The organism is Parabacteroides sp. AF48-14, from assembly GCF_003477465.1.
GTDB classification, from domain to species: domain Bacteria; phylum Bacteroidota; class Bacteroidia; order Bacteroidales; family Tannerellaceae; genus Parabacteroides; species Parabacteroides acidifaciens.
The window spans coordinates 236,885-263,785 of the sequence record NZ_QUDI01000001.1 but is presented as its reverse complement, the minus strand read 5'-3'; the positions used below and the strand labels follow the sequence as shown (position 1 = coordinate 263,785).

19 protein-coding genes and 3 pseudogenes are annotated in these 26,901 nt (G+C 48.3%); 16 read left to right on the top strand and 6 right to left on the bottom strand.

The genetic code is table 11. The features are described 5' to 3' along the window. Positions 1–29 precede the first annotated feature (29 nt). The 3 genes from DW083_RS01080 to DW083_RS01070 are packed head-to-tail and all read right to left on the bottom strand — an operon-like array spanning position 30 to position 5,400. Positions 30–1,319 carry a TolC family protein gene (locus DW083_RS01080; protein WP_233551682.1) on the bottom strand — a complete coding sequence of 430 codons (1,290 nt, stop codon included), beginning with the start codon at positions 1,317–1,319 and terminating at the stop codon, positions 30–32. After that, on the bottom strand, positions 1,316–4,354 hold the full coding sequence (locus DW083_RS01075) for an efflux RND transporter permease subunit (RefSeq protein WP_122331139.1): 3,039 nt from the start codon (positions 4,352–4,354) through the stop codon (positions 1,316–1,318). Before DW083_RS01075 ends, DW083_RS01080 begins: the two co-directional genes overlap by 4 nt. Then, positions 4,351–5,400, bottom strand: coding sequence for an efflux RND transporter periplasmic adaptor subunit (locus DW083_RS01070; RefSeq protein WP_122331138.1), 1,050 nt, complete (start codon positions 5,398–5,400; stop codon positions 4,351–4,353). Before DW083_RS01070 ends, DW083_RS01075 begins: the two co-directional genes overlap by 4 nt. A 273-nt stretch (positions 5,401–5,673) precedes the next feature. Between DW083_RS01070 and DW083_RS01065 the strand changes: the two genes are divergently transcribed. The 11 genes and pseudogenes from DW083_RS01065 (at position 5,674) to DW083_RS01015 (ending at position 19,847) form a co-directional block, all read left to right on the top strand. Beyond that, on the top strand, positions 5,674–6,579 hold the full coding sequence (locus DW083_RS01065) for a glucosaminidase domain-containing protein (RefSeq protein ID WP_115500012.1): 906 nt from the start codon (positions 5,674–5,676) through the stop codon (positions 6,577–6,579). Between the two features lie 45 nt (positions 6,580–6,624). Next, positions 6,625–7,817 (top strand): annotated as a pseudogene (locus DW083_RS01060) (AIR synthase related protein). Then, positions 7,796–8,905 carry a peptide chain release factor 1 gene (gene prfA, locus DW083_RS01055; RefSeq protein WP_122331137.1) on the top strand — a complete coding sequence of 370 codons (1,110 nt, stop codon included), beginning with the start codon at positions 7,796–7,798 and terminating at the stop codon, positions 8,903–8,905. The pseudogene DW083_RS01060 and the gene prfA overlap by 22 nt, the downstream one beginning before the upstream one ends. Positions 8,906–8,940: 35 nt before the next feature. Continuing rightward, positions 8,941–9,783: an orotidine-5'-phosphate decarboxylase gene (pyrF, locus tag DW083_RS01050; protein WP_122331136.1), complete on the top strand. Its 843-nt coding sequence runs from the start codon at positions 8,941–8,943 to the stop codon at positions 9,781–9,783. An 87-nt stretch (positions 9,784–9,870) separates the two neighbouring features. Continuing rightward, entirely contained in the window at positions 9,871–10,911 is a 1,041-nt protein-coding gene (lpxD, locus tag DW083_RS01045) for a UDP-3-O-(3-hydroxymyristoyl)glucosamine N-acyltransferase (RefSeq protein WP_122331135.1), read from the top strand. 13 nt (positions 10,912–10,924) lie between these two features. Beyond that, a pseudogene (locus tag DW083_RS01040) lies at positions 10,925–12,309 on the top strand (bifunctional UDP-3-O-[3-hydroxymyristoyl] N-acetylglucosamine deacetylase/3-hydroxyacyl-ACP dehydratase). Positions 12,310–12,324: 15 nt separating this feature from the next. Continuing rightward, the gene (lpxA, locus tag DW083_RS01035; RefSeq protein ID WP_115500018.1) at positions 12,325–13,110 is read left to right on the top strand and encodes an acyl-ACP--UDP-N-acetylglucosamine O-acyltransferase; all 786 of its coding nucleotides are present in this window, start codon (positions 12,325–12,327) and stop codon (positions 13,108–13,110) included. A 133-nt stretch (positions 13,111–13,243) separates the two neighbouring features. Then, entirely contained in the window at positions 13,244–13,804 is a 561-nt protein-coding gene (locus DW083_RS01030) for a hypothetical protein (protein WP_122331134.1), read from the top strand. 3 nt (positions 13,805–13,807) lie between these two features. After that, a complete protein-coding gene (miaA, locus tag DW083_RS01025; protein ID WP_122331133.1) occupies positions 13,808–14,707 on the top strand; it encodes a tRNA (adenosine(37)-N6)-dimethylallyltransferase MiaA in 900 nt (299 codons plus the stop codon). A 329-nt stretch (positions 14,708–15,036) separates the two neighbouring features. Next, the gene (locus DW083_RS01020; RefSeq protein WP_122331132.1) at positions 15,037–18,054 is read left to right on the top strand and encodes a TonB-dependent receptor; all 3,018 of its coding nucleotides are present in this window, start codon (positions 15,037–15,039) and stop codon (positions 18,052–18,054) included. A 14-nt stretch (positions 18,055–18,068) separates the two neighbouring features. Next, positions 18,069–19,847 carry a RagB/SusD family nutrient uptake outer membrane protein gene (locus DW083_RS01015; RefSeq protein ID WP_122331131.1) on the top strand — a complete coding sequence of 593 codons (1,779 nt, stop codon included), beginning with the start codon at positions 18,069–18,071 and terminating at the stop codon, positions 19,845–19,847. Positions 19,848–20,347: 500 nt separating this feature from the next. On the opposite strand, the gene DW083_RS01010 is transcribed toward DW083_RS01015, so the two are convergent. Both DW083_RS01010 and DW083_RS01005 read right to left on the bottom strand, forming a co-directional pair. Beyond that, positions 20,348–20,719, bottom strand: coding sequence for a DMT family protein (locus tag DW083_RS01010; RefSeq protein WP_115500023.1), 372 nt, complete (start codon positions 20,717–20,719; stop codon positions 20,348–20,350). A 3-nt stretch (positions 20,720–20,722) separates the two neighbouring features. After that, entirely contained in the window at positions 20,723–21,469 is a 747-nt protein-coding gene (locus DW083_RS01005; RefSeq protein WP_122331130.1) for a tRNA 2-thiocytidine biosynthesis TtcA family protein, read from the bottom strand. Between the two features lie 111 nt (positions 21,470–21,580). On the opposite strand from DW083_RS01005, the gene DW083_RS01000 reads away from it, so the two are divergent. The 5 genes and pseudogenes from DW083_RS01000 to rpiA all read left to right on the top strand — a co-directional run bounded on the left by DW083_RS01000 (position 21,581) and on the right by rpiA (position 26,139). Continuing rightward, positions 21,581–23,020, top strand: coding sequence for a tetratricopeptide repeat protein (locus DW083_RS01000; RefSeq protein ID WP_122331129.1), 1,440 nt, complete (start codon positions 21,581–21,583; stop codon positions 23,018–23,020). Between the two features lie 10 nt (positions 23,021–23,030). Further along, positions 23,031–23,507 (top strand): NfeD family protein, encoded by a 477-nt coding sequence (locus tag DW083_RS00995; RefSeq protein ID WP_122331128.1) that lies wholly within the window; start codon positions 23,031–23,033, stop codon positions 23,505–23,507. Positions 23,508–23,530: 23 nt separating this feature from the next. Beyond that, positions 23,531–24,521: pseudogene (gene floA / locus DW083_RS00990) on the top strand (flotillin-like protein FloA). 7 nt (positions 24,522–24,528) lie between these two features. Beyond that, positions 24,529–25,392: a nucleoside phosphorylase gene (locus DW083_RS00985; protein WP_122331127.1), complete on the top strand. Its 864-nt coding sequence runs from the start codon at positions 24,529–24,531 to the stop codon at positions 25,390–25,392. Positions 25,393–25,443: 51 nt separating this feature from the next. Next, positions 25,444–26,139, top strand: a complete 696-nt coding sequence (rpiA, locus tag DW083_RS00980; RefSeq protein ID WP_122331126.1) for a ribose 5-phosphate isomerase A — start codon at positions 25,444–25,446, stop codon at positions 26,137–26,139. Here rpiA and DW083_RS00975 read toward each other — a convergent pair. Beyond that, on the bottom strand, positions 26,129–26,872 hold the full coding sequence (locus DW083_RS00975; protein WP_122331125.1) for a nitroreductase family protein: 744 nt from the start codon (positions 26,870–26,872) through the stop codon (positions 26,129–26,131). The genes rpiA and DW083_RS00975 overlap by 11 nt on opposite strands. Positions 26,873–26,901 lie beyond the last annotated feature (29 nt).

Genomic DNA, 26,901 nt, shown 5'->3' with positions numbered 1-26,901 from the left:
AAATTACAGAATATTTATTTCACACACAATCAATATTTATTTAACGCCTTTATCAACCCGGAATAATAGCCCTGGGCAAGTGCTTTGGCTTGTACGTAATTTAGCTGCGAAGTCTGCCGGTACGCCTGTGCTTCTATCACTTCCACTACCGATATTTTCCCTTCCGCGTAACGCTCCAAGGCCATCCGCTCGTTCTCGCGCGCTTTCCCCAACGAGTTTTCTGCCAGTTCCACCTGTTCAAGCGCCTGGGACAAAGAGGTGCGGGCTGTTTGCACTTCAAGGTTCACCTGATCTTCAACTTTGTTGATCTGATCGTTTGCCATACCAATTTTCATTGTAGAGGCCCGCTTCTCATTCCTGCGTTTTCCCCACTCGAACAAAGGTACGGACAATTTGGCATATACCACATAGTTAGGATCCAAATCCGCACGAAAATCATAACCCGGAGACGAGTAACTCCCGTCCAGCCCGATGTATAACTGTGGTTTGTAGCGGGAATCCGTCAACCTCAATGAGCTTTCCGCCATCTTCAACTGATCGTATGCCATACGGATCTCCGGTCTTCCTGCTCCGTCCGATATCCAGATATCATTCGTATAGCCGACCTCCGGAATGCTTCGGTCTATTTCGGTCGGATCCTGCAAATTCACTCCGATCAACGAATTAAGGGCCATACGGCCTGTCTCGAAATTACTTTTTGCCTGCAACAACTGATATTCCGCCTCATTCTTCTTTACCTCGACCATCAGTAATTCTTGCCGGTCAACCAAGCCCGCCTCTACCCGCTCGCGAATCGTTTGCTCTAAGGTAGACATCGAATTGCGGTACTCAAGCGCCACATCGACAATTTCCCTCCGCGCCACCGTATTCCAATATTGCATATCTGTCTGGTAACAGACAGCCGAGCGAAACAATTCTTCCTGATTGGAGGCTAACGAATGACGATGTCCGGCCATACGGATCGATTCCAGAATCCGCCCTCCCGTATAAACAGGTTGAAGCAAAGAAAGGGAAACACCGTATTTCAAGTCACGGCCTTCAAACGTCATCGGTTGTTCAAGGGCAGGAAGATCCAATGTCAACTGGATCGGTTGCCCGGTATACTGGAAATTGGCATTTCCGGACAGCTTTGGTTTCCAGTCAGCCTTCGCCGCTTTTTCCAGCTCGATGCTGGCCGAAATATTCTTATCTGCCGATTTCAGATCATGGCTGTATTCCAAAGCCATAGACCGGTATTTCTTTAGCAATGAGCTTTGTTGGGAATAAGAAACTCCGGTCCAGAGCAGGAACACACTTATCAATAGATACTTTTTTCTCATATCTGTTCTTTTTTTACCTTATAAAATAGAGTATACAATGCCGGGGTTACAAACAAAGTCAACAGTGTGGCAAACGTCAAGCCGAAAATAATAGTAGCAGCCATCCCTCCGAACGCCACATCGAAAAGAAGCGGAACCATTCCGAGGATAGTAGTCGTTGCAGCCATCAGTACCGGACGTGTTCGGGAGACGGTAGCTTCGACAACCGCCGTGTACGGGGTAACACCTTTCTTTCGCTGTACGTTGATTTCATCCAGCAACACGATCACATTCTTTATAATCATCCCCAACAGGCCCAGCCAACCGGCAATAGGGAAAAAGCCGAAATCAAAACCGGTCAACAACATTCCTACTGCCACTCCGATCAACGACAGGGGTAAAACACAAAGGATAATTACCGGTTGCCGGAAGTTTCCGAACAAAGCGACCAAGACAACCACCAACATCAAGAATGCCAGCGGAAAAAACTTGGCTATCGCCTGCATGGCTTCTCTTTGGTCCTTATATTGAGAGTCCCAGAAAAAAGAATATCCTTCCGGAAGTTTCATCCGTTCCACCTCATGACGTATCTCGCCATGTACCTCCGCCATCGTGTACCCCGGTTTCACACCGCACATGGCAGACATGGACAATTGCCGGTTATAGGTACGCACTTGCGGAAACTCCCAGGTTGTTTCAATCCGCTCAGTCACTTGCGATAAAGGAGCCGACCGTTCGCCGTTCCATACGGAAAAGTTTCCTAACGAACGGGCATCCGTCACCTCCGCCCCATCCGATTTTAACAGGACAGGAACCTTTTTCTCATTATCACGATAAATACCGACCAGCGTTCCATCGTTGATAGATTTGACGGATTCCATCATCGAAGCTTTTGTTATGCCTAACGCGCCTGCTTTTACCGGATCATAGACCGGACGGATCATCATCGACATATTTCCCCATTCATTACGGGCATCGGCCACTTTCGGATTACGCCGCATAATCTCTATAGCCTCTCCGACCAACGAATCCAACACTTGCGGGTCCGGTCCGAGGAAACGGGCTTCTATCACCGCCTCAGTCAGCGGACTCAACTCAAACTTATTGACTTTAATCAGCGGACCCGGAAAACGTGTACGAATCGAGTCCTGCAGCAAGGCATGCAATTCCCGCGACTCTTTGGAGGATTTACATTTGACCAGAACTTGTGCATAATTGGACTGCGGCCCAAACGACACATTAGAGAGATAATAGCGCGGGGGTGTACGCCCGACATAAGTTGAAATCATTTCTGTTTGCTCATACTCCCGGATATAATCCGCCATTTCCGTCGCCAACCGGTCCGTCTCTTCTATCTTCACGCCTTCCGGCAACCAGATATCCAAGGTGAAATATTGTTTATCCAAGGCCGGGACAAACACTTTCGGGATAAACCTGAAGCTCCAGGCTGACAATACCAGCATCACAACCAAACTACCGAGCGTAACTGTCCGGTGCCGGATCACCCAATGCAGGGAAGAGCGGAACTTCTCATAATATTTACCGGAAAACAACGAATCCTGCAACTCTTCGGGACGCGGGCGGCGGACGTATTCCTGAATAAAGAAAGGCGTCTGCGTCAAAGCAAATATCCAACTAAACATCAACGAAACGCCGATAACGACCACCAACGAAGACAACAGTTCGCCGGTGATATGAGGCGAATAATAAATAGGCAGGAAGGTCAGGATCGCAATCACGGTAGCCGCCAGCAAAGGAAGTGCCGTTGCCGAACAAGCCCGCATAATCGCCACCCGTTTACGCATACCGCGCTGCATATTGACCAATGCCGAGTCCGACACAACAATCGCATTATCGACCAACATTCCCATCGCAATAATAATAGCCGCCAACGACATTCGTTGCAAAGCGATTCCCGATCCGAACATCACGATCAAAGTCGCGAAAATGGAAAAGACCAATCCGCTCCCGACGAGAATACCGTTCTTAAATCCGATAAAGAACAACAGGATCGCCACAACGGTAACAACCGATATGATCAGATTGAGGATAAAGCCCTGATTGGCGACATCCGATTCGTAACCCTGGTCGTATATGGATTGCAATTCGAATCCTTCGGGCATGGTTTCGGTTAGCTTGCCGATACAGGTTTTCACTGCTTCCGCCATATCCACCACATTTCCCGTCGGGACGATAGAGATGGCAATTCCGACAGCCGGCTTGTCATCTATCCGCATCAGGTTGGAGGCCGGTTGCTGATAACTCTCTTCGATCGTCGCGACATCGGCCAGACGGAAATGCTCTCCGGTACGCGAAACGATCGTCAGGTTCCGGATATCATCCAGCGAATAGAAATTACCGGTCGATTCGATCCGGATACGATTCTGTCCGGCATCGATGCCACCGGCATCCACCACCCGGTTCTGGGCATCAAAAGCATGGGCGATATCGGCTGTCGTAATACCGCTACGTGCCATCACGGAGGGACTTACAGACACATCGACCGTTGGCGTCCTGACTCCATATATTTCAATTTTAGCGACATCTTTAACCTTCAGCAGTTCGTTCTTGATCCGTTTGGCCTGGTCTTCCAGTTCACGATACGTATAACGGTCTCCCGTCAGGCCATAAAACACGCCCAGAACATCACCGAAATCGTCATTCACAATAGATGTACCGGCGCCAGCCGGTAACTTTCCCTGTACATCGTTCACTTTCCGGCGTAGCTTGTCCCACAATTGCTGCATCTCATCGGCACGGATTTCCTTTTTCACATAAACTGTAATTTTTGATAACCCTGCACGATTCTCCGTCTTCAGATAATAGAGTTCGCCAAGCGATTGAATCGCTTCTTCCAGCACATCCGTCACCTGCGACTGCACTTCCATCGGAGAAGCCCCCGGATAAGGCGTCAGTACCAAAGCCTGCTTAATCGTAAAAGGAGCATCTTCCAGCTTTCCCATTTTGACATACGAGAAAAGCCCACCGGCCAGGACTAAGACCAGCAACAGCACCGTGACAGCTTTCTTTTGCAGAAAATACTTGATCAGCTTCATCGTTTTCCTCTTTCTGAAATTGATACTTCCATTCCGTCCGACAAGAAACGAAGTCCGCTTGTCGCCACGACCTCATCCTTCTGCAACCCCTCTTCTATCCGGACAGTCCCGTCCGGCAACAATTCACCGACCGTTACAGGCTGCCGGGCAACACGGTTTGTTTCAGGATTTACTACCCAAACATAATCCCCTACCGAAGGACGATGACAAAGGGCAGCCTGCGGAATGGTTATATTCCCGGAAACCACAGGGGCAGATTTCAGGAAAGCCTTTCCGGACATACCGGACAACAATCTGTTATCCTCATTCGGCAAGATAGCCGTCAACAGATAGGACAGATTATTGCGGGTCGTTCCTTTGGATATCTCGACCACGCCTGCTTTATATATTTGATCGGGTTGTGTATCGAAACGCAGGCGGATCGTATCGCGGGGCTGTATGGAACAGGCGATATCCTGTGTCACATAGACTTCTATTTTAAGCCGGTCGATATCGATAAAAGAAATCACAGGTTGGGAAGCTTTTACATCCTGAAACTTTTCCAGATAAACCTCTCCGACATAGCCATCGAACGGAGCGAGCAGTTTCGTGTCTTCCAACTCATTCACGGCTGTTTCGAAAGCAGCTTTTGCCGATGCATAATCCGCTTTAGCTTTCTCATATACACTGGCCGCCATATTTTCTTTCTCAAACAAAACCTGTATACGCTCATATTCGGCTTTTGCTTGCAGAAACACAGCTTCCGCACGGTTACGGCGAATCCGGAAATCACGCGGATCGATACCGGCTATAATACTCCCACGCCTATACCGGTTACCGGTATACACGTCAAACTGGTCGACCGGACCGCTCACACGAAAAGAAAGTTCGGAGGTCCGGAACGGTTGGGCGATAAAGGCAAACTCCGTATCGCCATCCATAGAAACGGATGATACGCGGGCCGTATTCACCTCTATGCCCTGCTCTTTTTTTATATCCTTATCTTTACAGGAGACAAACAACAGGGCAATGCCTACAAGCAGGACGGGATTCAATCTAATCTTCATATCTCATCTTTTAAATTCCGTCCAAAAGTAAAAGACCTTTTCTGCTGTTATAGGAAATTAGTTTCCGAAACCGGAAAAAACACTTCCGAAAAAGAAATTCAGCCTGCCGGAACAAAAAGTTTCAGCATATTCGACCCTGTGAAACTTTTGTTTCATCGGCATGGAACTTTAGTTTCTCCGAGATGGATTTTTTGTTTCTTCGGCATGAAACTTTTAACCAATGCCAGAAATAATTATCTTTGTCTCTGAAATAATTACAATAACAGATCAGTCATGCGATTAACACTACGAATTCTTTCCATACTTGTGATATTTTCCATTACAGGGACAGTTCTGGCAGCAAGCCAGCGGAAAGTTCCGTCATACGAAAAGTACATCAAACAATATAGCAACCTGGCCATCCAGCATCAAAAGAAATACCGCATACCGGCGAGTATCACGCTTGCGCAGGGCTTGCTGGAATCCGGCGCCGGGCAAAGCGAACTGGCGCGCAAGTCGAACAACCATTTCGGCATCAAATGCCACTCCGACTGGCGGGGCGGACGCGTCTATCATGATGACGATCTGCGGGGAGAATGTTTCCGTAAATATAAGAATCCGGAACAATCGTATGAAGACCATGCCCGTTTCCTCGTTGATCGTCCGCGCTATGCTCCCCTGTTCAAACTAAAGGTTACGGACTACAAAGGTTGGGCACGGGGCTTGCAGAAATGCGGGTATGCAACCGACCGGGCTTATGCCAACCGGTTGATCAAACTGATCGAGGACTACGAACTCTATCGTTACGACACCGCCAAGGGGGGCGCATCGAAACCCGCCAAACAGCCTGCCCGCGTCTCCAAATACACGGTTTACCGGACAAACGGATTGCTGTATGTTTACTCCAACGGACGGGATAGCTTCGACGATATTGCCGCCAGCCTCGGTTTCCGGGTGAAAGACCTGAAGAAGTATAACGAGGTGCCGGAAGACTTCCCGTTACAGAAAGGCGACATCGTCTATCTGGAAAAGAAAAAGAAGAAAGCCGACAAGCCGAATTACGACCATGTCGTACAGGTGGGCGAATCCATGCATAGCATTGCACAGAAGTACGGAATACAGATCAAGAGCTTATATAAAATGAATAAAAAGCACTATGATTATATTCCCGAAGAAGGAGATGTTCTAAAACTTAGATAAGTAAGACAAAAAAATAGTATCTTTGCAGGCAAATTTCAGAAAAAAATGAGTGACCAACGTTACAACCTACGCGGGGTATCCGCTTCGAAAGAAGATGTTCACAATGCAATAAAGAACATCGACAAGGGAATATTTCCCAAAGCATTCTGTAAGATCATCCCCGATATCCTGGGTGGTGATCCCGAATATTGCAACATCATGCATGCCGACGGAGCCGGAACCAAATCATCCCTGGCCTATATGTACTGGAAAGAGACCGGGGACTTGTCCGTCTGGAAAGGCATCGCACAAGACGCATTGATCATGAACATCGACGACCTGCTGTGCGTAGGTGCAGTCGACAATATATTAGTTTCCTCGACAATCGGCCGCAACAAACTGCTGATACCCGGAGAGGTGATCTCCGCCATTATCAACGGGACGGACGAACTATTAGCCGAACTCCGTGAAATGGGAGTCGGTTGCTATGCGACAGGCGGAGAGACAGCGACGTGGGCGACCTGGTTCGCACCATCATCGTCGACAGTACGGTTACCTGCCGCATGAAACGCGCCGACGTGATCGACAACAAGAACATCAAAGGTGGTGATGTGATCGTGGGAATGGCTTCCTTCGGACAGGCCACTTACGAAAAAGAATATAACGGTGGAACAGGCAGCAACGGTTTGACCTCTGCCCGCCACGACGTATTTGCCAAGTATCTGGCTAAAAAATATCCGGAAAGCTATGACGCTGCCGTACCGGATGAATTGGTTTACTCCGGCGGTTTGAAACTGACGGACCGGATCGAGGAATTAGGTATCGACGCCGGTAAGTTAGTGCTTTCCCCTACCCGCACATATGCTCCGGTAATTAAGGTGCTGCTGGACAAGCTGCGCCCGCAGATCGACGGGATGGTACACTGTTCCGGCGGTGCACAGACCAAAGTCATGCATTTTGTTGAAAACAAACGGATCGTTAAAAACAACCTCTTCCCCGTTCCTCCCCTTTTCCGGATTATCCGGGAACAGAGCGGTACGGACTGGAGCGAGATGTACAAAGTATTCAATATGGGACACCGTATGGAAGTCTACATCGCGCCTGAATATGCAGAAGAAGTGATCAGCATCTCGAAAAGTTTCGGCATAGATGCACAGATTGTCGGCTTTGTCGAGGAAGCGGAAAAGAACGAATTAATCATCGAAAGCGAGAATGGTCGCTTTACCTATAATTATAAATGGCCGAAAGCAATTTATTAGAGAAGTTAGACGGATTGGTGAGCCGTTTTGAGGAAGTCGGTACGTTAATTACCGACCCGGCAGTTATTGCCGACATGAAACGGTTCGTCAAATTAAACAAAGAATACCGCGATCTGGAAAAGATCGTTGCCGCTCGTGAGGAGTATGTCAAGACATTGAACGGTATCAAAGAGGCCCGCGAACTGCTGGACAGCGAACAGGACCCGGAGATGCGCGAAATGGCCCGCGAAGAGCTGGACGCATGCAACAACCGCATCCCGGTATTGGAAGAAGAAATCAAGCTGCTTCTGGTTCCGACCGATCCGCAGGACGACAAAAATGCGATTGTCGAGATACGCGGAGGAACGGGAGGTGACGAAGCGGCGCTTTTTGCCGGCGACCTGTACCGCATGTACGTGAAGTATTGTGAGATGAAAGGCTGGAAAGTCGCCCTGTCCAGTTGTAGCGAAGGCGCAGCGGGAGGTTTCAAGGAAATCATCTTTACCGTCAGCGGGGAAAAGGTGTACGGCACTCTCAAATACGAATCGGGCGTGCACCGTGTACAACGCGTACCGGCCACCGAGACACAGGGACGCGTGCATACTTCGGCAGCCACTGTTGCCGTACTTCCCGAAGCAGATGAATTCGATGTAGAAATCAATGAAGGCGAGATCAAATGGGACACATTCCGTTCGGGTGGCGCCGGAGGGCAGAACGTGAACAAGGTGGAATCGGGTGTCCGCCTGCGCTATGTATGGAAGAATCCGAATACCGGCGTGAGCGAAGAAATCCTGATCGAATGTACCGAGACGCGCGACCAGCCGAAGAACAAGGAACGGGCGCTTACCCGTCTGCGTTCGTTCATCTACGACAAGGAACATCAGAAATATCTGGACGATATTGCCGACAAACGAAAAACGATGGTCTCCACCGGCGACCGTTCGGCCAAGATCCGTACCTACAATTATCCGCAAGGACGTATCACCGACCATCGTATCAATTACACGATTTACAATCTTTCAGCCTTTATGGATGGGGATATACAAGGATGCCTCGATCAGCTGATCGTGGCAGAGAATGCTGAACGACTGAAAGAGTCTGAACTATAACATTATTTTTAGACTAATTTTTTACACGTAACAACATGAACAAGCAGCAATTATTCGAAAACATCAAGAAAAAGCAATCCTTCCTTTGCGTAGGACTGGATACTGATATAAAGAAAATCCCGCAGCACCTGCTGGATGAAGAAGATCCCATTTTCGCATTCAACAAGGCAATCATCGACGCTACGGCCGACTACTGCGTGGCCTACAAGCCGAACCTCGCTTTCTACGAAAGTCTGGGTGTGAAAGGTATGTTGTCTTTTGAAAAGACAGTCGCTTATCTGCGTGAAAACTATCCCGACCAGTTCATCATTGCCGATGCGAAACGCGGCGACATCGGTAACACATCCGAAATGTATGCCCGTTCGTTCTTCGATCATATCAAGGTAGACGCCGTAACAGTGGCTCCGTATATGGGTGAAGACAGTGTGAAACCTTTCCTGATCTATCCGGAAGCGTGGGTTATCCTGCTGGCGTTGACCTCCAACAAAGGCTCACAGGATTTCCAGATGACGGAAGATGCCAACGGCGAACGCCTGTTTGAAAAGGTGTTGAAGAAATCGCAGGAATGGGCTACCGACGAACAGATGATGTATGTCGTTGGCGCAACGCAGGGTAAGATGTTCCTCGACATCCGTAAACATGCTCCCAATCACTTCCTGCTGGTACCGGGTGTAGGCGCTCAGGGCGGAAGCCTTGCCGAAGTCGCACAATACGGTATGAACGATCAATGCGGACTGTTGGTCAACTCCTCCCGTGCCATTATCTATGCAGACAAAACAGAGAATTTTGCGACCGTAGCACGCGCTGCAACAGAGGCCGTACAACGCGAAATGGCAGGTTATCTGCATGATAAAGGAATTATTCCTTGTAAAGCATAGGCTATCCCAATAATTTTCACCATTTTTGCAAAATGCCTTGGTGCAAGTCAGGTTATTGCATTTGAAATATATATAAAAAAATAAGTAATGGAGTTTTCAGCCCAACAAATAGCAAGTGTTTTAGGAGGAACCGTTGAAGGCAACCCTGAAGTGAAAGTGAACAACTTCTCTAAAATAGAAGAAGGTAAACCGGGAACATTATCGTTCTTGGCCAATCCCAAATACGAACATTTCATCTACAACACTGAAGCAAGCATTGTTTTGGTAAACAATGATTTCAGTCCTTCCGAACCGGTAAAAGCGACCTTGGTAAAGGTTGCCAATGCCTATGCTTCGCTTGCCATACTGCTGAATATGGTGGAACAGGCGAAAGCGAAAAAGGCGGGAATAGATGCCACAGCCTTTATTGCCGGCTCGGCAACAGTCGGCGAAGACTGCTATGTCGGGAACTTCGCCTATATCGGTGAAAATGTGAAGATCGGCAAGAACTGCCGTATCTATCCGCACGCTTACATTGGTGACAACGTAACGATCGGAGAAAACTGCACGATCTATCCGCACGCAACTGTCTATAACGGATGTGTGATTGGCAACAACTGTATCCTGCACGCCGGAAGCGTAATCGGATCAGACGGCTTCGGATTTGCTCCCGAAGGCGATAATTACAAAAAGATTCCCCAGTTGGGCAATGTCGTTTTAGAAGACGATGTTGAGATCGGAGCCAATACGACGATCGACCGTGCCGTTATGGACTCGACCATCATCCGCCGGGGTGTGAAACTGGACAACCTCGTGCAGATCGCCCATAACGTGGAAGTCGGCGAAAATACGGTTATGGCAGCCCAGGTTGGTATTGCCGGTTCCGTTAAGATCGGCAGCCATTGCATGTTTGGCGGACAGGCCGGATTATCCGGTCATATTCATGTAGCCGACCATGTCGTGTTCGGTGCACAATGCGGTGTCATCAGTGACGTAAAAGAACCGACGACTCTGCTGGGAGCTCCGGCCATCAACGCAAAGGCGTTCATGCGCTCGAGCGCCATCTTCAACCGTTTGCCGGATATGTATCGCCAAATGGGACAGATGCAGCGTGAGATTGAGCAATTAAAAAAAGAACTTAATAAATAAATCAGATAAACGTATGCAGAAACAGAAGACGCTTGCCACGAGTTTCTCTATGCAAGGAAAAGGGTTGCATACGGGGTTGGACATTCAAATCACATTCCACCCTGCACCCGAAAATCATGGATATAAGATAAAACGTGTTGACCTGGAAGGAGAACCTGTAATCGATGCCGTAGCCGAAAATGTAGCCGGAACCCAGAGAGGTACTGTGCTCTCCAAAAACGGCATTCAGGTAAGTACTATTGAACATGCGATGGCAGCTTTGTATGCCTACGAGATAGACAACTGCCTGATAGAAGTGAACGCTCCCGAATTTCCGATTCTGGACGGCAGCTCCCGTTTCTTTAGCGAAGAGATCCAAAAAGCCGGTGTCGTAGAACAGAACGCACCGAAAGATTATTACATAGTAAAGCATAAAATCGAAGTGAAGGATGAAGAGACCGGTTCTTCGCTCATTATCCTTCCGGATGATAAGTTCAGTGTCAATGTACTGATTTCTTTCGATTCGCCCGTGCTCTCCAACCAATTCGCCACCTTGAACGATTTAAGCGAGTTCCCGGCTGAATTGGCCGCTTCCCGTACATTCGTATTTGTCCGCGAAGTGGAAATGTTGCTGCAGAACAACCTGATCAAAGGAGGAGACCTCGACAATGCAATCGTGATCTACGACCAGAAAGTGTCTCAGGAAGTACTCGACAACCTGGCTGACAAACTGAACATCCCGCACAAGGATGTGAAAGACCTGGCTACATCAACAACAAACCGTTAGTGTTCGACAACGAACCGGCACGCCATAAGCTGATCGACGTGATCGGCGACTTAGCATTGATCGGCAAACCGATCCGGGGCCGGGTGATTGCAACCCGCCCGGGACATAAGGTCAACAACCAGTTGGCACGCATGATCCGCAAGGACATCAAACTGAACGAAGTACAGGCTCCGATTTACGATCCGAACAACGCGCCGGTGATGGACATCAACCGCATCCGCGAGTTGCTCCCGCACCGTTACCCGTTCCTGCTGGTCGACAAGATCATCGAGATAGGCGGCAACTATATCGTAGGTGTAAAAAACATCACAAGCAACGAACCGTTCTTTACAGGCCATTTCCCTCAGGAACCGGTTATGCCGGGCGTGTTGCAGGTGGAAGCGATGGCACAGACCGGAGGACTGCTCGTTCTGAATTCGGTTGACGAACCGGAACGCTACTCTACTTATTTCATGAAGATCGACGGCGTGAAATTCCGCCAGAAGGTTGTTCCGGGTGACACGCTGATCCTGCGTCTGGAACTGCTGGCTCCGATACGCCGGGGTATTTCCACCATGAAAGGTTATGTCTTCGTAGGCGATAAGTTAGTGAGCGAAGCCGAATTTATGGCACAGATTGTCAAAAACAAATAATAATTATATAAGGTAATGAGTATATCCCCCTTAGCAGTCGTTCATCCCGAAGCAAAGATCGGTCAGAACACAACGATTGACCCGTTTGCCGTAATCGAGAAAGATGTCGTAATCGGTGAAAACTGCCGTATTCATTCGCATGTAACGATTCTGGACGGCGCACGAATCGGTAATAATTGTAATGTATTTCCGGGAGCCGTGATCGCCGGCATTCCCCAGGACTTGAAGTTCAAAGGAGAACAGACAATCGCCGAGATCGGCGATAATACGACGCTCCGCGAATGTGTGACTATCAATCGCGGAACAGCCTCCAAAGGGAAAACGGTCGTAGGCCGCAACTGCCTGATCATGGCTTATTCCCATATTGCCCACGACTGCGTGCTGAAAGATAATATCATTATCGGTAACGCTTCGCAGATTGCCGGGGAAGTAGAGATTGACGACTACGCCATCGTGAGCGGCGGTAGCCTGGTCCACCAGTTTTCACGCATCTCCAAACATGTAATGGTACAGGGCGGTTCACGCATCGGCAAGGATATTCCTCCTTACACGCTGATCGGACGCGACCCGATCGTCTACTGTGGTATCAACATCGTAGGCTTGCGCCGTCGCGGTTTCACCAACCAACAGGTATTCCTGATCCAGGATATCTACCGGACGCTTTACACGCGCGGCCTCAACAATACGGAAGCATTGAAAGCTATCGAAACGGAATACGAACCCAGCGAGGAACGTGATTTGATCCTCAACTTCATCAAATCATCCCAGCGTGGTATTGTCAGAGGTTCGATTGATGAGTAAATAATGTGATAATATGGCAATGTGCCAATGTGCCAATTAAATTCATACTCCCATTGGCATATTGGCACATTATTTTATTGGCACATTATTTTTATTTTACTACTTTTGAACCAACAAAAAACTAATAACGATTATGGTATTTAGATTTCTAATTCTATCAGATGAAGTTGACGACTTCAAACGCGAGATAAAAATCGACTCGGAAGCTACATTCCTGGATTTGTACAATGCCATTATGGACTCTGTTGGGTACACAAAAGATCAGATGTGTTCTTTCTTCATCTGCGATGACGACTGGAGCAAGAATACGGAAATCACCCTGGTTGAGATGGACACCACTTCCGAAGTGGACAATTATATAATGGAAGATACACGTCTGGAAGAACTCCTGGAAGACGAACACCAGAAGTTGCTTTTTGTCTTCGATTATATGACCGAACGCGCTTTCTTCATGGAACTCCGCGAGATCATCCCCGGAAAGGATCTGGACAAACCCGTATGCAGCAAGTCTATAGGCGAAGCGCCTGTGCAAATCATGTCGTTCGACGATATGGACCCGAAAGCCGGCAACACCGAAATCGGCGAAGATTTCTATGGTGATTCCGAATACGATATTGATGAACTCGACAAAGAAGGTTTCGACGGACTCGGCGACGGACCGATGGACAATCCGTACGACGACGAGCGTTTCTGATTAATGAACTCCCTTGTCATCCTATTGGGGCCGACAGGAGTCGGCAAGACGGAACTGAGCCTGCGCATAGCAGAACATTTCGGTTCACCGATCATTTCTTCCGACTCCCGTCAGCTCTACAAAGACCTTCCGATAGGCACGGCCGCCCCTACGGCTGAACAAATGGCACGCGTGCGGCATTATATGGTCGGCACCCTGTCACTCACCGATTATTACAGCGCAAGCAATTTTGAAGAAGATGTGATGTCCCTGCTCCGGGAACTTCACCGCACACATCCGACCGTCGTCATGACGGGTGGCAGTATGATGTATATCGACGCTGTTACGAAAGGAATCGACGACATCCCTACCGTCACGCCCGAAATACGAACAGCCATTTACAAAGAATTTGAAGAAAAGGGCCTTGCCCCTATCCTTGCCGAATTGAAGGAAGCCGATCCCATACATTATGAAGAAGTAGACCGCAACAACTACAAACGCGTGATCCATGCCGTCGAGATCTGTCGCATGACCGGCAAACCTTATTCATCTTTCCGCACCAATACCCGCAAAGAGCGTCCGTTCCGGATCATACAGATCGGGCTGACCCGTGACCGTGAAGAGCTGTACGACCGCATCAACCGCCGTGTAGACCAGATGATGGCCGACGGCATGCTGGAAGAAGCACGCCGCGTCTATCCTTTCCGTGAACTGAACTCCCTCAACACGGTCGGCTACAAAGAACTGTTTAAATATTTGGACGGTGAATGGACTTTGGACTTTGCCATCGAAAAGATCAAACGCAACTCCCGCGTTTACGCCCGCAAGCAAATGACCTGGTTCAAGCGGGACACTGATATTAAATGGTTCCACCCGGATAACGAAGAAGCAATACTCGCTTATTTAAATCAAAAAAAATTCTAAATAATGCCGGAGTTCTGATAGAACTTCGTCGTTTCGTTGGCAAATATATGTAAATATTTACACCCGTAAATTATTCTTGCAAATAAATACTGGTTATTAATCAAAATTAACACAAAAAGTTTCATTCTCACTTCCGGTTTTTACTCAAGTCGCATACCGACTTTTATCAATCCGATTATAACAGTCAGAATACATCCATTTTAGCTTTAGTTCTATCAGAACCACGTATAAAACAAAAACATAAATCGCCAAAAATATTCTCTCCTTTATTGTATTCGAGATATGATGGCATAAAAAATCGGACAGTATTCTTTTTAATCTATAATCCTATGTTGAAAAAGTTAAATTTAGTAAGTACTATTTTGCTAACGGGAGCTTTGGCTGTTCCGGGAGGAGCTTGGGCAGATACAGCCCCGGTAAAGCAAGGTGTCAGCATTTCCCAACAGAATGGGAAAGTAACATGTACAGTGGAAGACTCTTTCGGCCCTGTGGTCGGAGCTTCCGTAGTAATAAAGGGTACGACTAACGGAAACGTATCTGACAGTAACGGTCAGGTCGTTTTAGAAGGTCTGAAACGAGGCGATATCATCCAAGTCTCCTTTATTGGCTATATGACACAAGAGATCCCCTACACCGGACAGGCCAGTATCAAGATTGCCTTGAAAGAAGATTCACAGGCCTTTGACGAAGTAGTAATTGTCGGCTATGGTGTACAACGCAAAGAGAGTCTAACAGGAGCTTTGCAGACACTCAAAGATGAAAAACTGACCGACATCACGACTCCGTCGGTTGAAAACATGCTGAACGGAAAAATATCCGGCGTTTTTGTTGCCCCGGGCTCGGGACAGCCAGGTGCGAAAGGCGCTGTAATGGTGCGTGGTAAAGCCACGTTGAGCGGCTCGACAGCTCCTCTATGGGTAATCGATGGCGTAATTGTCGGAGATGGGGCCGGTCTGTTGAATCCTGCGGATATCGAGACCATGACCATCCTGAAGGATGCAGCCTCTACCGCCATCTATGGTTCCGAAGGTGCTAACGGTGTAATTCTTATAACGACCAAATCAGCCAAAAGCGGTAAAATGCAGATCAACGCTTCTGCTAAATTGGGTGTCAGCACACTGAACAACGGTAATCTGAAAATGATGAACGGTGCCGAGTTGTATGACTATTACAATTCTTTCAACAACCCGGAAATGGTCAATTTCACACGTTGGAATCCGGAATTACGTAATTCCAATTTCGACTGGTGGGATCTCGCCACACACGCCGGATTCACACAGGATTACAATTTATCCATTTCCGGTGGGAACGAAAACTTAAAATCCTACTTGTCTGTAGGTTATTATGATGAAGATGGTGCCGTAAAAGGGTATGATTATTCACGTTATACGTTCCGCTACCGTTCCACCTATACCCCGTACAAATGGCTGACTATTAAACCTTCTATTTCCGGCGCCATGCGCGATGTAGAAGATGCGCAATATTCGGTTACTGCCATGTACTCCATGCTTCCCTGGGATAGTCCTTATGATGAAAAAGGGAATTTAGTTCCGGACCGTTATCAGGGATGGGTGAATAGCCAGCAGACAAACTATCTGAACGACCTCTCGTATGGCAACCATACGGATTATAAAACATACGAATTCCTCGGTAATCTGGATTTTGACATCAAGATCACAGATTGGCTGACATTCCGTTCAACCAACAGCTATCAGTACACGAACTACTATTACCATTCCTACTCTGATCCCCGCAGTAACGGAGCCTTAGGCGTAAACGGACGTATCGAGGAATATCAAAGCAACACAACCCGCCGCTACACCAACCAGTTGCTGAACTTCAATAAGATATTCGGCAAACATTCGGTGGAAGCTATCTTGGCCTATGAGTTCAAAGACTATCAAGGCAAAGCGACAAAAGCTATCGGTACGGGATTCGCCCCGGGCTTTGAAGTACTGGACGTAACAGCCTTGCCCGAAAAGGTCGGAGGCAGTTTGAGCGAATCGGCAAGCCAGTCTTTCTTTATGCGCGCCAATTATTCGTACGACAACCGCTATGTAGCTGAATTATCTCTCCGCCGTGACGGAGCCTCTAACTTCGGAACAGATGCTCGCTACGGTAATTTCTACTCCATCAGTGGCGGTTGGAATATCCATCGGGAACATTGGTTTAATGCGGATTGGGTAGATGCATTAAAGCTGCGTGCCTCTTACGGTACGATGGGTAACAGACCGGGTGAACTTTATCCGCAATATGCCCTCTACTCCATCTCCGCCAACTACGACGGCATACCGGGGACACTGATCAGCCAAGTAGGCAATCCGGATCTGACATGGGAACAAACTTCCACTTTCGGACTGGGGCTGGACGCAAACCTGTTCAATGATCGCCTGCGCATCGTGCTTGACTACTATAATAAGTACACAAGCGACGTACTTTACCGTACACCGGTATCAGGCCTTACAGGTGTAACCAGCCGTTGGCAGAATGTAGGCGAAATCAGCAACAAGGGTATTGAATTGACCATCGGCGGAGATATCATCCGTTCGAAAGACTGGAACTGGAGCCTGGAAGCAAACTTAGGACACAATAAAAACACGGTTGAAAAACTATATGGCGATGATCCTGATATGGAAATTATCGGCGGTGGTGATATTAATATTGCGGGAACGGCCAGTAAGATCCTGAAAGTAGGCTACAGCAGTGATGCTTTCTATATACAAGAGTGGGCAGGCGTTAATCCTGAAACCGGTGCTCCGCAATGGTATACGACAGACAAGGACGGCAGTCGTGTCATTACTGAAGACTATTCAAAAGCAGACAGGATAATTTGTCCGCCTTCCACACCGAAACTGTTCGGAGGTTTCAACACCTCTCTAAGCTGGAAGAATATAGATTTGAATGCCGTATTTGGTTATTCGATCGGTGGAAAGATTTACAATTATTCCCGTCTGGAATACGACTCCGATGGCGCTTATACAGATCGTAACCAAATGAAATTAAAGAGTGGTTGGAGCCGTTGGGAAAAACCCGGTGACATCGCAACACACCCGGTTGCCTCCTACAACAACAAGTCCCAATCAAACGTAGCATCTACTCGTTTTCTGGAAAACAGCGACTTTCTGAAACTCCGTTCATTGACGATCGGCTACAACCTCAGCTTGCCGCAATACTATATCCAGAACATGCGTATATTCTTCGCAGGGGAAAACCTGTTCACTGTTACCGGTTATTCCGGTGTCGATCCTGAAATTCCGGCAGATGGTAATTCGGTTATTGGTTCCGCAGGTCCTTCTGTTTATCCATCTACTCGTAAATTCATGTTTGGTCTTAATTTAACATTCTAACACGCAAAGCACGTATGAAAAAGATTATATCAAAATTTCTTCTGGTAACTGCCTGCGCAGGTGTAGCATTGACTTCCTGCGACATCGAACGGTTGCCGAATGGAAGCATGGCAGCCGAAGACATTACTTCGGACCCGAACACTTATCTCGACGGTCTGGTACGCGGCGCATATGCCCAATTGAAAACATGGTCCGACCCGATGCACCGTTTAGGTGAATATGCCGGCGACAATATGATGATTCGCGGTTCTTCCTCGGATGCATTCTACGAATTCATTTCTTATTCCCGTACCGCCGATAACTACCGTTTGCAGAGTTTCTGGGATTCCGGCTACAAAGCTATCGCCCAGACTTCCAACGTCATCAAAATGATCGAAGAAGGACAAAGTACCGAGATCGATAATAAATTAGGCGAATGTTACTACATCCGGGGCATGATGTACTTCTACCTGACCCGTGCCTTCGCCCGTCCTTATTATCAGGCTCCGGACAAAAACTTAGGTGTCCCCATCGTCAACGGTACGCCGGACGACTTGAACAACTTGCAATTGCCCGACCGTGCAACCGTCACACAAAGTTACGCACAAGCGATCGCCGACCTTCGAAAAGCTGAAAACATGCTGACAGTCAACGATGGTCCCGCCTATGCCTCCAAAGGTGCGGCACAAGCCATGCTGTCGCGCGTATATCTTTATATGAGCGGCACCTATTCGAATCCGAACACACAATATGCCGATTCTGCCGCTTATTATGCAACACAAGTGATCAATTCCGGCGAATACCAGTTATTGCCGCGCGAAGAGTTCATGCTCTACAACACCTATGTTCCAGAAAACAACAAGGAATCCATCTTCGTCGTTAAACGGGTTGCTTCCGAATTCTCCGGCGATGACCACTATTACGGCATCGGAGGTATGTATGCCAATATCGGCGGTATGGGCTGGGGTGAAATGTTTGCAAGCGCCAAGTATATAGACTTGCTGAACGAAACCGGTCGTAACGACTGGCGTCCGGATCAGAAAAAGATTGTCGATGCCCGTGCGAACTTTATCGAACCGCAATATGTCGAAGACGACAACGGCAAATACACCGAAGTATTCCGTTTCATTAAGAACGTTTACGACGCAAGCGGCAAGCATACGAACTACAACTACGTACAGGCCGCATTGAACAAAAACGGGAACCAATACACCTGCACGGAAACAGTTGGAGACGTAACAAACACTTATCCGATGACGCCGGTCAATGAAGCTCAGCAAATCTATTCAATCAAGTATTCCGACGGTAATACCTACACCGGTGTAATCGACTACCAGATGACACTGAACCGTGTCTACCCGGAATTCTACATTACAAAATGCTCACGTGAAGGCGAAGACTCGCATCTGTACTCTCCGCTCATCTCGCGCCTGGGCGAACTTTATCTGAACCGGGCCGAGGCTTACGCAAAAATGGGACGTTACGGTGAAGCACTAAGCGACCTCAACACGATTCGCGAACGCTCTATCCCCGGCGCAGGTTATTCTTCACTGGATGCAACGACCGCCCCGACACTCATCGATAAGGAACGGCAGTTGGAATTGGCCTATCAGGCAGAACGCAGCTACGACGTATTCCGTAACGGCGAAGCACTGACACGTCATTATCCGGGTCCGCAAAACGCGATGGAAGACATACCGGCAACAGAATACCGCGTAACCTATTTCATCCCGCAAACGGCTATAAACTCTTATCCGAGCGGTAGCAAACTGACACAGAATCCGTTGGATAACAGCGGAGTTATCCTGAACTAAATCTTTATATATAAGAGAGTATGCCTGACACACTTGGCATGCTCTCTTTTCTTTTCCGCACAACCCGGCATCACCCGGTAATTAATCCGCCATTTTGCCGACACCAACCGGCTTTTCTTCAGCAAAACAACACTATTCAGGTATGCACAAATGATGATTTAACGGTTCATTATTTCTTAAAACTTAAACAAGCGTGAAGGTCCTGACTCGTCAAGATCGGCTACGAAATGGTATTGCAGTACTTCATGGGGTTATAGTGCCGTAAAGGAATGAATAACCCGGCAGATAGAATGAACGATGCGGGATGTGTGCCCCCTCCATACCTACCCGCTATTCATGTTACAGCCGTGAAACAAAAGAAATCCAACTGTAACATAGAAGGAAGACAGTTGTGACATGAAAAGAATACAACCGTAACATGCAATAGAGGACCGGTCTTTATCCGTTATTGATTCGCTATTTGCCAGATATGAAATATTAGTTCTGCAATTCTTCCCTGTTTACTTTTTAAACACCAGGTAGACAGCCGCCACCAGGAACAGGAACGCTAACGCATGGTTCCATTTGAATGATTCGCCTTTGAAGGCAATCGTGCTGAATCCGACAAAGACAACCAGCGTAATCACCTCCTGGATCACTTTCAACTGTATCAGGTTAAACGGGCCGCCGTTATCACGGAATCCCATCCGGTTTGCCGGAACCTGGAAACAATACTCGAAGAAAGCTAAAAACCAGCTAAACAAGATAACGCCGATCAACGGCAGATGCTCGAACCAACTGAACTGCTGTTTCATCTTCAGATGCCCGTACCAGGCACACGTCATAAAGACATTGGACACGACCAATAACAGAATAGTATAAAATCCCTGCATAATTTATTTTAGTTTGTGAGGCAGATAATCCTCCTGAATATTCGACATACTGCTCCAAAGGCTGTAGCGCGCCTCCGGGTTAATCGCTTCCAGCCGCGACAAAACCTCCTTCATATCCGAACGGCTGGAACCGGATTCGTACGGGCAATTCTTGATCTGCTTCCTGTAACCCCGCCACGCCGCAATGCGGACCAGCTCCTTCTCCTCCACTAAGCACATCGGGCGGATAATCTCCATCTCGAACTTATCCATCTTCAGACGCGGAGGCATCGTCCCGATCGCCCCCTGATGGATCATATTCATCAGAAGCGTTTCGAGAATATCGTCCTGGTGATGCCCTAATGCAATCTTGTTGCAGTCGTGCTGCCGGGCAATGTCGAACAAGGCTTTACGCCGTGTCCAGGAACAAAGGAAACAGGGAGATTTGCGAGTGTCGGTCGAGGCGTCGAAACTCGTCTCGTGCACGAAAAAGGGAAGCCCGTGCTCTTCGGCGCATCCCTTCAGGTAGTCGAGATCCGAACGGTACGGGATATTCGACATGACAATATGCGTCACGACCACTTCGAACCGGGGCCGGAAGATTTTGGAACGCCGTCCCAGCAGGTCTACCAGCGCCAACGAATCCTTGCCGCCCGACAGTCCGATCAGGATACGGTCGCCATCCGAGATCAGGCCATATTCGAATATTGCCTTCTTAACCTTCTCTTCTACTTTTCGAAACAGGAGTTCTTCTTCCGTCAGCTTTGCCATACTCTTTTTTAATCGGGCACAAAAATACATATTTATCCCGCGAATTGCATCCTCTACTAAAAATATTATTATCTTTGAAACGGTATAATTATATCATACAATTAAGGTACTATGAATTGGTTATCACATAAACTGTTTTATACAATAGGAATTACGTTACTCTGCGGCGGGCTGCATGCGCAAAGTCTGGCCGAAGCAAAGAAATTATATAATGAAGGGAAATATGCGGAAGCCAAGCCGGCTTTTGAAAAGCTGGTCAAGCAGGCTCCCGGTAACTCATCTTATAATCATTGGTACGGTGTCTGCTGTTACGAGACCGGAGATTTGGCGGGTGCCGAAAAACACTTGCAAGTTGCCGTCAAGCGCAAAGTGCAGGAGGCTTATAACTATATGTCCAAGATTTATTACGAGACATACCGTTTCGATCAGGCAGCCGAAATGCTGGAGGACTACATCGACCTGTTGGCAAAAAAAAAACAGGACCCGCAAGCGTTCGAGGCAAGGCTCGACCTGGCAAACAATGCCCAGCGCATGATGGAGAAAGTGGAAGACGTGCAGATCATCGACAGCCTGGTTGTCGACAAAGATGATTTCCTCTCCGCCTATATCCTGAGTGAAGAAAGTGGGACGCTCGAAACCTATAAAGATTTCTTCCAGACGAACGAGCCGGTGGGCTCGACGGTCTATAAGAACCAGAAAGGCGACAAGATATACTACGCCCATCCGACAGACGGCGACCGCTACTGCCTCTTCACCCAATCCATGCTGATGGATGAATGGGGAGACGAAAAACAGTTACCGATGAATATCAACAGTAACGATGACGACAACTATCCGTTTGTCCTTCCCGACGGTGCTACGATCTATTACGCCTCCAAAGGGAACGGCTCGATAGGCGGTTACGACCTGTTTGTCACCCGCTATAACATCAATTCCGATACGTATCTGGCCCCGGAGCAGTTGGGCATGCCGTTCAACTCGCCTTACAACGACTATATGATGGTGTTCGACGAGGTGAAGGGATTGGGCTGGTTCGTTTCCGACCGTTTCCAACCGGAAGGCAAGGCCTGCGTCTACCTCTTTATTCCGAACCCGGAGCACAAGCGGGTGGAAAGTGAAGACATCGATCTGAAGCGGGCCCGCGCGGCGATCACCTCCATTCAGGACTCCTGGAAGGAAGGTTCCGACTATGCCGAGCTGATCCGTCTTTCCCATACGGAGATTCCTTACGGGGAAGAAAAGATAGAAAAGGATTTCGAGTTTATCATCGGCAATGACATTGTCTACTATAAGTTGGACGATATCAAAAGCCCGGAAGCAAAAGGATATTACGAAAAGGTGGTCGCTCTCAATAAGCAGATCAAAGAGCTGAACGGAAAGCTGGACGGCCTACGTGCATCGTACGCCCAAGGGAACAAGGCCCGCAAAGACCAGTTGAAGCCGACCATCCTCGAAGCGGAAGAGCAACTGAACTCGCTCATGGATCAACCCGGCGAACTGGAGAAGAAGGCTCGTAATGCAGAAATCAAATATTTGACAAACAAACGATAATACGACTCTTATGTTATTCGAAACGCTTATCATCGCTTTCCTAATGATTGTGGCCATCGTGCTCGTCCTGCTGGAAATATTCATGTTGCCGGGAATCACGGTGGCAGGTGTAGGAGGCTTCCTCTTTGCAGCCGGAGGACTGATCTATGCCTACTCGGTAAGCGTATGGATGGGAAACATAACGTTAGGCGTTTCGCTTTTGGTGTTTATCGCTTCATTTGCATGGCTGCTGCGCTCCAAATCGTTCAACCGGGTGGCTCTGAAAACGGATGTTGATTCGAAGTTAGTGTCCAGTCGGGATTTAGGAATCGTACCGGGTGACGAAGGGATAACGCTTTCCCGCCTCGCTCCTATCGGCAAAGCCCGTATCAAAGGGATCACGGTGGAAGCCAAGTCGATGGACGAACTGATCGATGAAGGCACACCGGTCGAGGTGATGCGCGTAGACGGTTACAACGTACTGGTAAAAAGGAAAAATAATTCATAATTCATAACTATAATTCTATTCACATGGAAATGACCTTTGTTCCGATAGCCCTACTGGGCGCAGCGATACTGCTGTTGGTTATATTCTTTTATTATGTGCCGTTCCTGCTGTGGATCTCGGCAAAAGTTTCGGGTGTCAACATCTCGCTGATACAACTCTTCCTGATGCGTATCCGTAATGTACCGCCTTACATCATCACCCGTGCCATGATCGAAGCCCACAAAGCCGGTCTGAAAACATTGACCCGTGATGAGTTAGAAGCGCACTACCTGGCTGGCGGACACGTGGAAAAGGTTGTCCATGCCCTGGTTTCGGCCTCCAAAGCAAACATAGACCTGCCTTTCCAGATGGCTACCGCTATCGACCTGGCCGGACGTGACGTATTCGAAGCCGTGCAAATGTCTGTAAACCCGAAAGTGATCGACACGCCTCCTGTGACTGCCGTTGCCAAAGACGGTATCCAGTTGATCGCCAAAGCGCGTGTGACGGTTCGTGCCAATATCAAGCAGTTGGTCGGTGGTGCAGGCGAAGAAACAATCCTGGCCCGTGTAGGCGAAGGTATCGTTTCGTCCATCGGTTCGTCCGAAAGCCACAAGACGGTATTGGAGAATCCGGATTCCATCTCCAAGCTGGTACTCCGCAAAGGGTTGGATGCCGGGACAGCTTTTGAAATCCTCTCCATCGACATCGCCGATATAGATATAGGTAAGAACATCGGCGCCTTCCTTCAGATGGACCAGGCACAGGCCGACAAGAACATTGCCCAGCAAAAGCCGAAGAACGCCGTGCGATGGCCGTTGCACTCGAACAGGAAATGAAAGCCAAAGCGCAGGAAGCCCGCGCCAAAGTGATCGAAGCCGAAGCACAGGTTCCGCAAGCTATGGCAGATGCATTCCGTTCCGGCAACTTAGGCGTCATGGACTACTATAAAATGAAGAATATCGAGCTGACACCAGCATGCGCGAAGCAATCGCCAAGCCGACAAGTACGCCTTCCAAACCGTTAAAGGACTAACAGAGTTATGATTGCACCTTCTGAACTCATTATCAATCCCGATGGCAGTTGCTTTCACCTGCATCTGAGACCGGAACAGTTGGCCGACAAGATTATTATGGTCGGCGATCCTGATCGTGTGAATACGGTTGCGGCTTACTTCGATACGAAAGAGTGCGAAGTGTCGAGCCGCGAGTTCCATACGATCACCGGAACATATAAAGGGAAGCGCATCACAACGCTTTCCCACGGCATCGGGACTGATAATATCGACATCGTCCTGAACGAGTTGGACGCATTGGCAAACATCGACTTTGCCACGCGTACCATCAAACCGGACTTCCGGCAACTGACAATGGTACGTGTCGGTACTTCAGGAGGCTTGCAACCATTCGTCCCCGTCGGCACATACGTGGCAGCCGAAAAATCGATCGGCTTCGACGGGGTGTTGTATTTCTATGCCGACTCTGCCAAAGTACGCGACAGGGCGTTCGAAGCGGAACTCCTTAAACAATTAGAGTGGAAACTAAGCGGCATCCAGCCGTATGTCGTTTCGGCCGATCCTTCGCTGGTCGAACAGATCACGCAGGGTGACATTATCCGGGGCGTAACGATTGCCGCCAACGGTTTCTATGGTCCGCAAGGCCGCCAACTTCGTCTGCCGCTTGCCGATCCTGAACTGAACCGAAAAATCGAAGCATTCGACTATAACGGCAGCCAGATCACAAACTTCGAAATGGAGAGTTCATCGCTTGCAGGACTGTCCGCCCTGATGGGACACCGGGCAATGACTGTCTGTTGCATCATCGCCGGACGGGTTGCCAAAGACATGAACACCGAATACAAAGGTTCCATGACCGGCCTGATCGAAACAGTATTAGACCGGATCTGAGAACCGAACCTTCCCGCCGGTTGTTGACATTATATATAATGTATGTAGATCATGGAATGGGGAAAGACTATATTATCATCTTTGGAGTGGGGTAAAACCATCTCCAACAGAGAAGAGAAAGAGAGAGTGGCGGAGGTCATTTCCTCTATGGTGAATGACGGGGATATTATCGGTGCAGGCTCCGGCTCGACCGCTTACCTGGCATTAACAAAGATTGCTGAAAGAGTCAAAAACGAACAGCTGCACATCCGCGCTATCCCGACCTCACAGGAGATTCGCATGACTTGCGCCCGTTTAGGGATTCCCGTCACCAGCCTGTGGGAACATAAACCGGATTGGACATTCGACGGCGCTGACGAAATAGATACGGAGCACAACATGATAAAAGGGCGCGGCGGAGCGATGTTTAAAGAGAAGCTACTGATCAGTTCCAGCCCCCGGACCTATATTATCGCCGACCCATCCAAGATGGTCACGAAGTTAGGCACCCGCTTTCCGGTTCCCATAGAAATATTTCCCGAAGCACTTACTTACGTGGAAGAAGTACTCCGGGCTTATAATCCAAAAGAAATCAAATTAAGAATGGCAGAAGGGAAAGATGGTCCCGTAATCACGGAGAACGGAAACCTGATTCTCGATGCCTGGTTCGACAACATTCCCGATAATTTAGAGAGATCGATCAAATCGATTACCGGGGTTATCGAAAGCGGGCTGTTCATGCACTACAACGTGCAGATCATTTCATAAAGCCCTGGTCTTTCAAGACTTTCAACAAGACATCCGAGAAATATTCATTGTTGGCCTTCGTATAACGCACATCCGTAAATACCTGAGCCAATGTTTCTTTCTCATTTTCCCGTACGAATTGTTTGTTTACCTCCAGCTCTTCTTTGTCGTGGTACAACGTATCGATAGAGGCAGGCGTGTAATCCGTATAAGTTTCCTGATGGATAACAGCGTCGAGCGGCAGGCGTTCCACCTGTTCAGGCATTCCGTCCGGATAACCGACTGTCACTGTTACGATAGGCACAACCAAACGGGGAAGCGAGAGGGCATCAATAATCTTATCCGCATTATAGGCAGTCGTTCCTAAGTAACAGATTCCCAACCCTTTTTCTTCCGCAGCCGTGCAGAAACTCTGTGCAAACAACATCGCATCGATCGTCGAAGCGATAAAAGTCTGGAAATTGTCGAAACCGGCCACAGCCTTACGTTGCTCCGCCCACTTGACAAAACGGTTGGCATCTGCACAGAAAGTCAGCACAACCGGAGCAGTTGTTATCATCGGCTGATTGAAATGGGCGGGAGCCAACTTTTCCTTATTCGCCTTATCGCGGGTAATAACAACACTATACAACTGCATATTTCCCGTATTGGAGGCACGGGCCGCTATTTCCAATAATTCATTCAGCAATGTATCCGGGATGTCCTGAGTCGTATATTTACGGATCGTCCGTCTGTTCTTCATATTTTCCAACATAACTTAGTCTATTTAGTTTATGACACAAT

Excerpts from the sequence above, each read along its gene's own strand:
- DW083_RS01080 (WP_233551682.1), bottom strand. The coding sequence starts at position 1,319 with ATGAGAAAAAAGTATCTATTGATAAGTGTGTTCCTGCTCTGGACCGGA.
- DW083_RS01075 (WP_122331139.1), bottom strand. The coding sequence starts at position 4,354 with ATGAAGCTGATCAAGTATTTTCTGCAAAAGAAAGCTGTCACGGTGCTG.
- DW083_RS01070 (WP_122331138.1), bottom strand. The coding sequence starts at position 5,400 with ATGAAGATTAGATTGAATCCCGTCCTGCTTGTAGGCATTGCCCTGTTG.
- DW083_RS01065 (WP_115500012.1), top strand. The coding sequence starts at position 5,674 with ATGCGATTAACACTACGAATTCTTTCCATACTTGTGATATTTTCCATT.
- prfA (WP_122331137.1), top strand. The coding sequence starts at position 7,796 with ATGGCCGAAAGCAATTTATTAGAGAAGTTAGACGGATTGGTGAGCCGT.
- pyrF (WP_122331136.1), top strand. The coding sequence starts at position 8,941 with ATGAACAAGCAGCAATTATTCGAAAACATCAAGAAAAAGCAATCCTTC.
- lpxD (WP_122331135.1), top strand. The coding sequence starts at position 9,871 with ATGGAGTTTTCAGCCCAACAAATAGCAAGTGTTTTAGGAGGAACCGTT.
- lpxA (WP_115500018.1), top strand. The coding sequence starts at position 12,325 with ATGAGTATATCCCCCTTAGCAGTCGTTCATCCCGAAGCAAAGATCGGT.
- DW083_RS01030 (WP_122331134.1), top strand. The coding sequence starts at position 13,244 with ATGGTATTTAGATTTCTAATTCTATCAGATGAAGTTGACGACTTCAAA.
- miaA (WP_122331133.1), top strand. The coding sequence starts at position 13,808 with ATGAACTCCCTTGTCATCCTATTGGGGCCGACAGGAGTCGGCAAGACG.
- DW083_RS01020 (WP_122331132.1), top strand. The coding sequence starts at position 15,037 with ATGTTGAAAAAGTTAAATTTAGTAAGTACTATTTTGCTAACGGGAGCT.
- DW083_RS01015 (WP_122331131.1), top strand. The coding sequence starts at position 18,069 with ATGAAAAAGATTATATCAAAATTTCTTCTGGTAACTGCCTGCGCAGGT.
- DW083_RS01010 (WP_115500023.1), bottom strand. The coding sequence starts at position 20,719 with ATGCAGGGATTTTATACTATTCTGTTATTGGTCGTGTCCAATGTCTTT.
- DW083_RS01005 (WP_122331130.1), bottom strand. The coding sequence starts at position 21,469 with ATGGCAAAGCTGACGGAAGAAGAACTCCTGTTTCGAAAAGTAGAAGAG.
- DW083_RS01000 (WP_122331129.1), top strand. The coding sequence starts at position 21,581 with ATGAATTGGTTATCACATAAACTGTTTTATACAATAGGAATTACGTTA.
- DW083_RS00995 (WP_122331128.1), top strand. The coding sequence starts at position 23,031 with ATGTTATTCGAAACGCTTATCATCGCTTTCCTAATGATTGTGGCCATC.
- DW083_RS00985 (WP_122331127.1), top strand. The coding sequence starts at position 24,529 with ATGATTGCACCTTCTGAACTCATTATCAATCCCGATGGCAGTTGCTTT.
- rpiA (WP_122331126.1), top strand. The coding sequence starts at position 25,444 with ATGGAATGGGGAAAGACTATATTATCATCTTTGGAGTGGGGTAAAACC.
- DW083_RS00975 (WP_122331125.1), bottom strand. The coding sequence starts at position 26,872 with ATGTTGGAAAATATGAAGAACAGACGGACGATCCGTAAATATACGACT.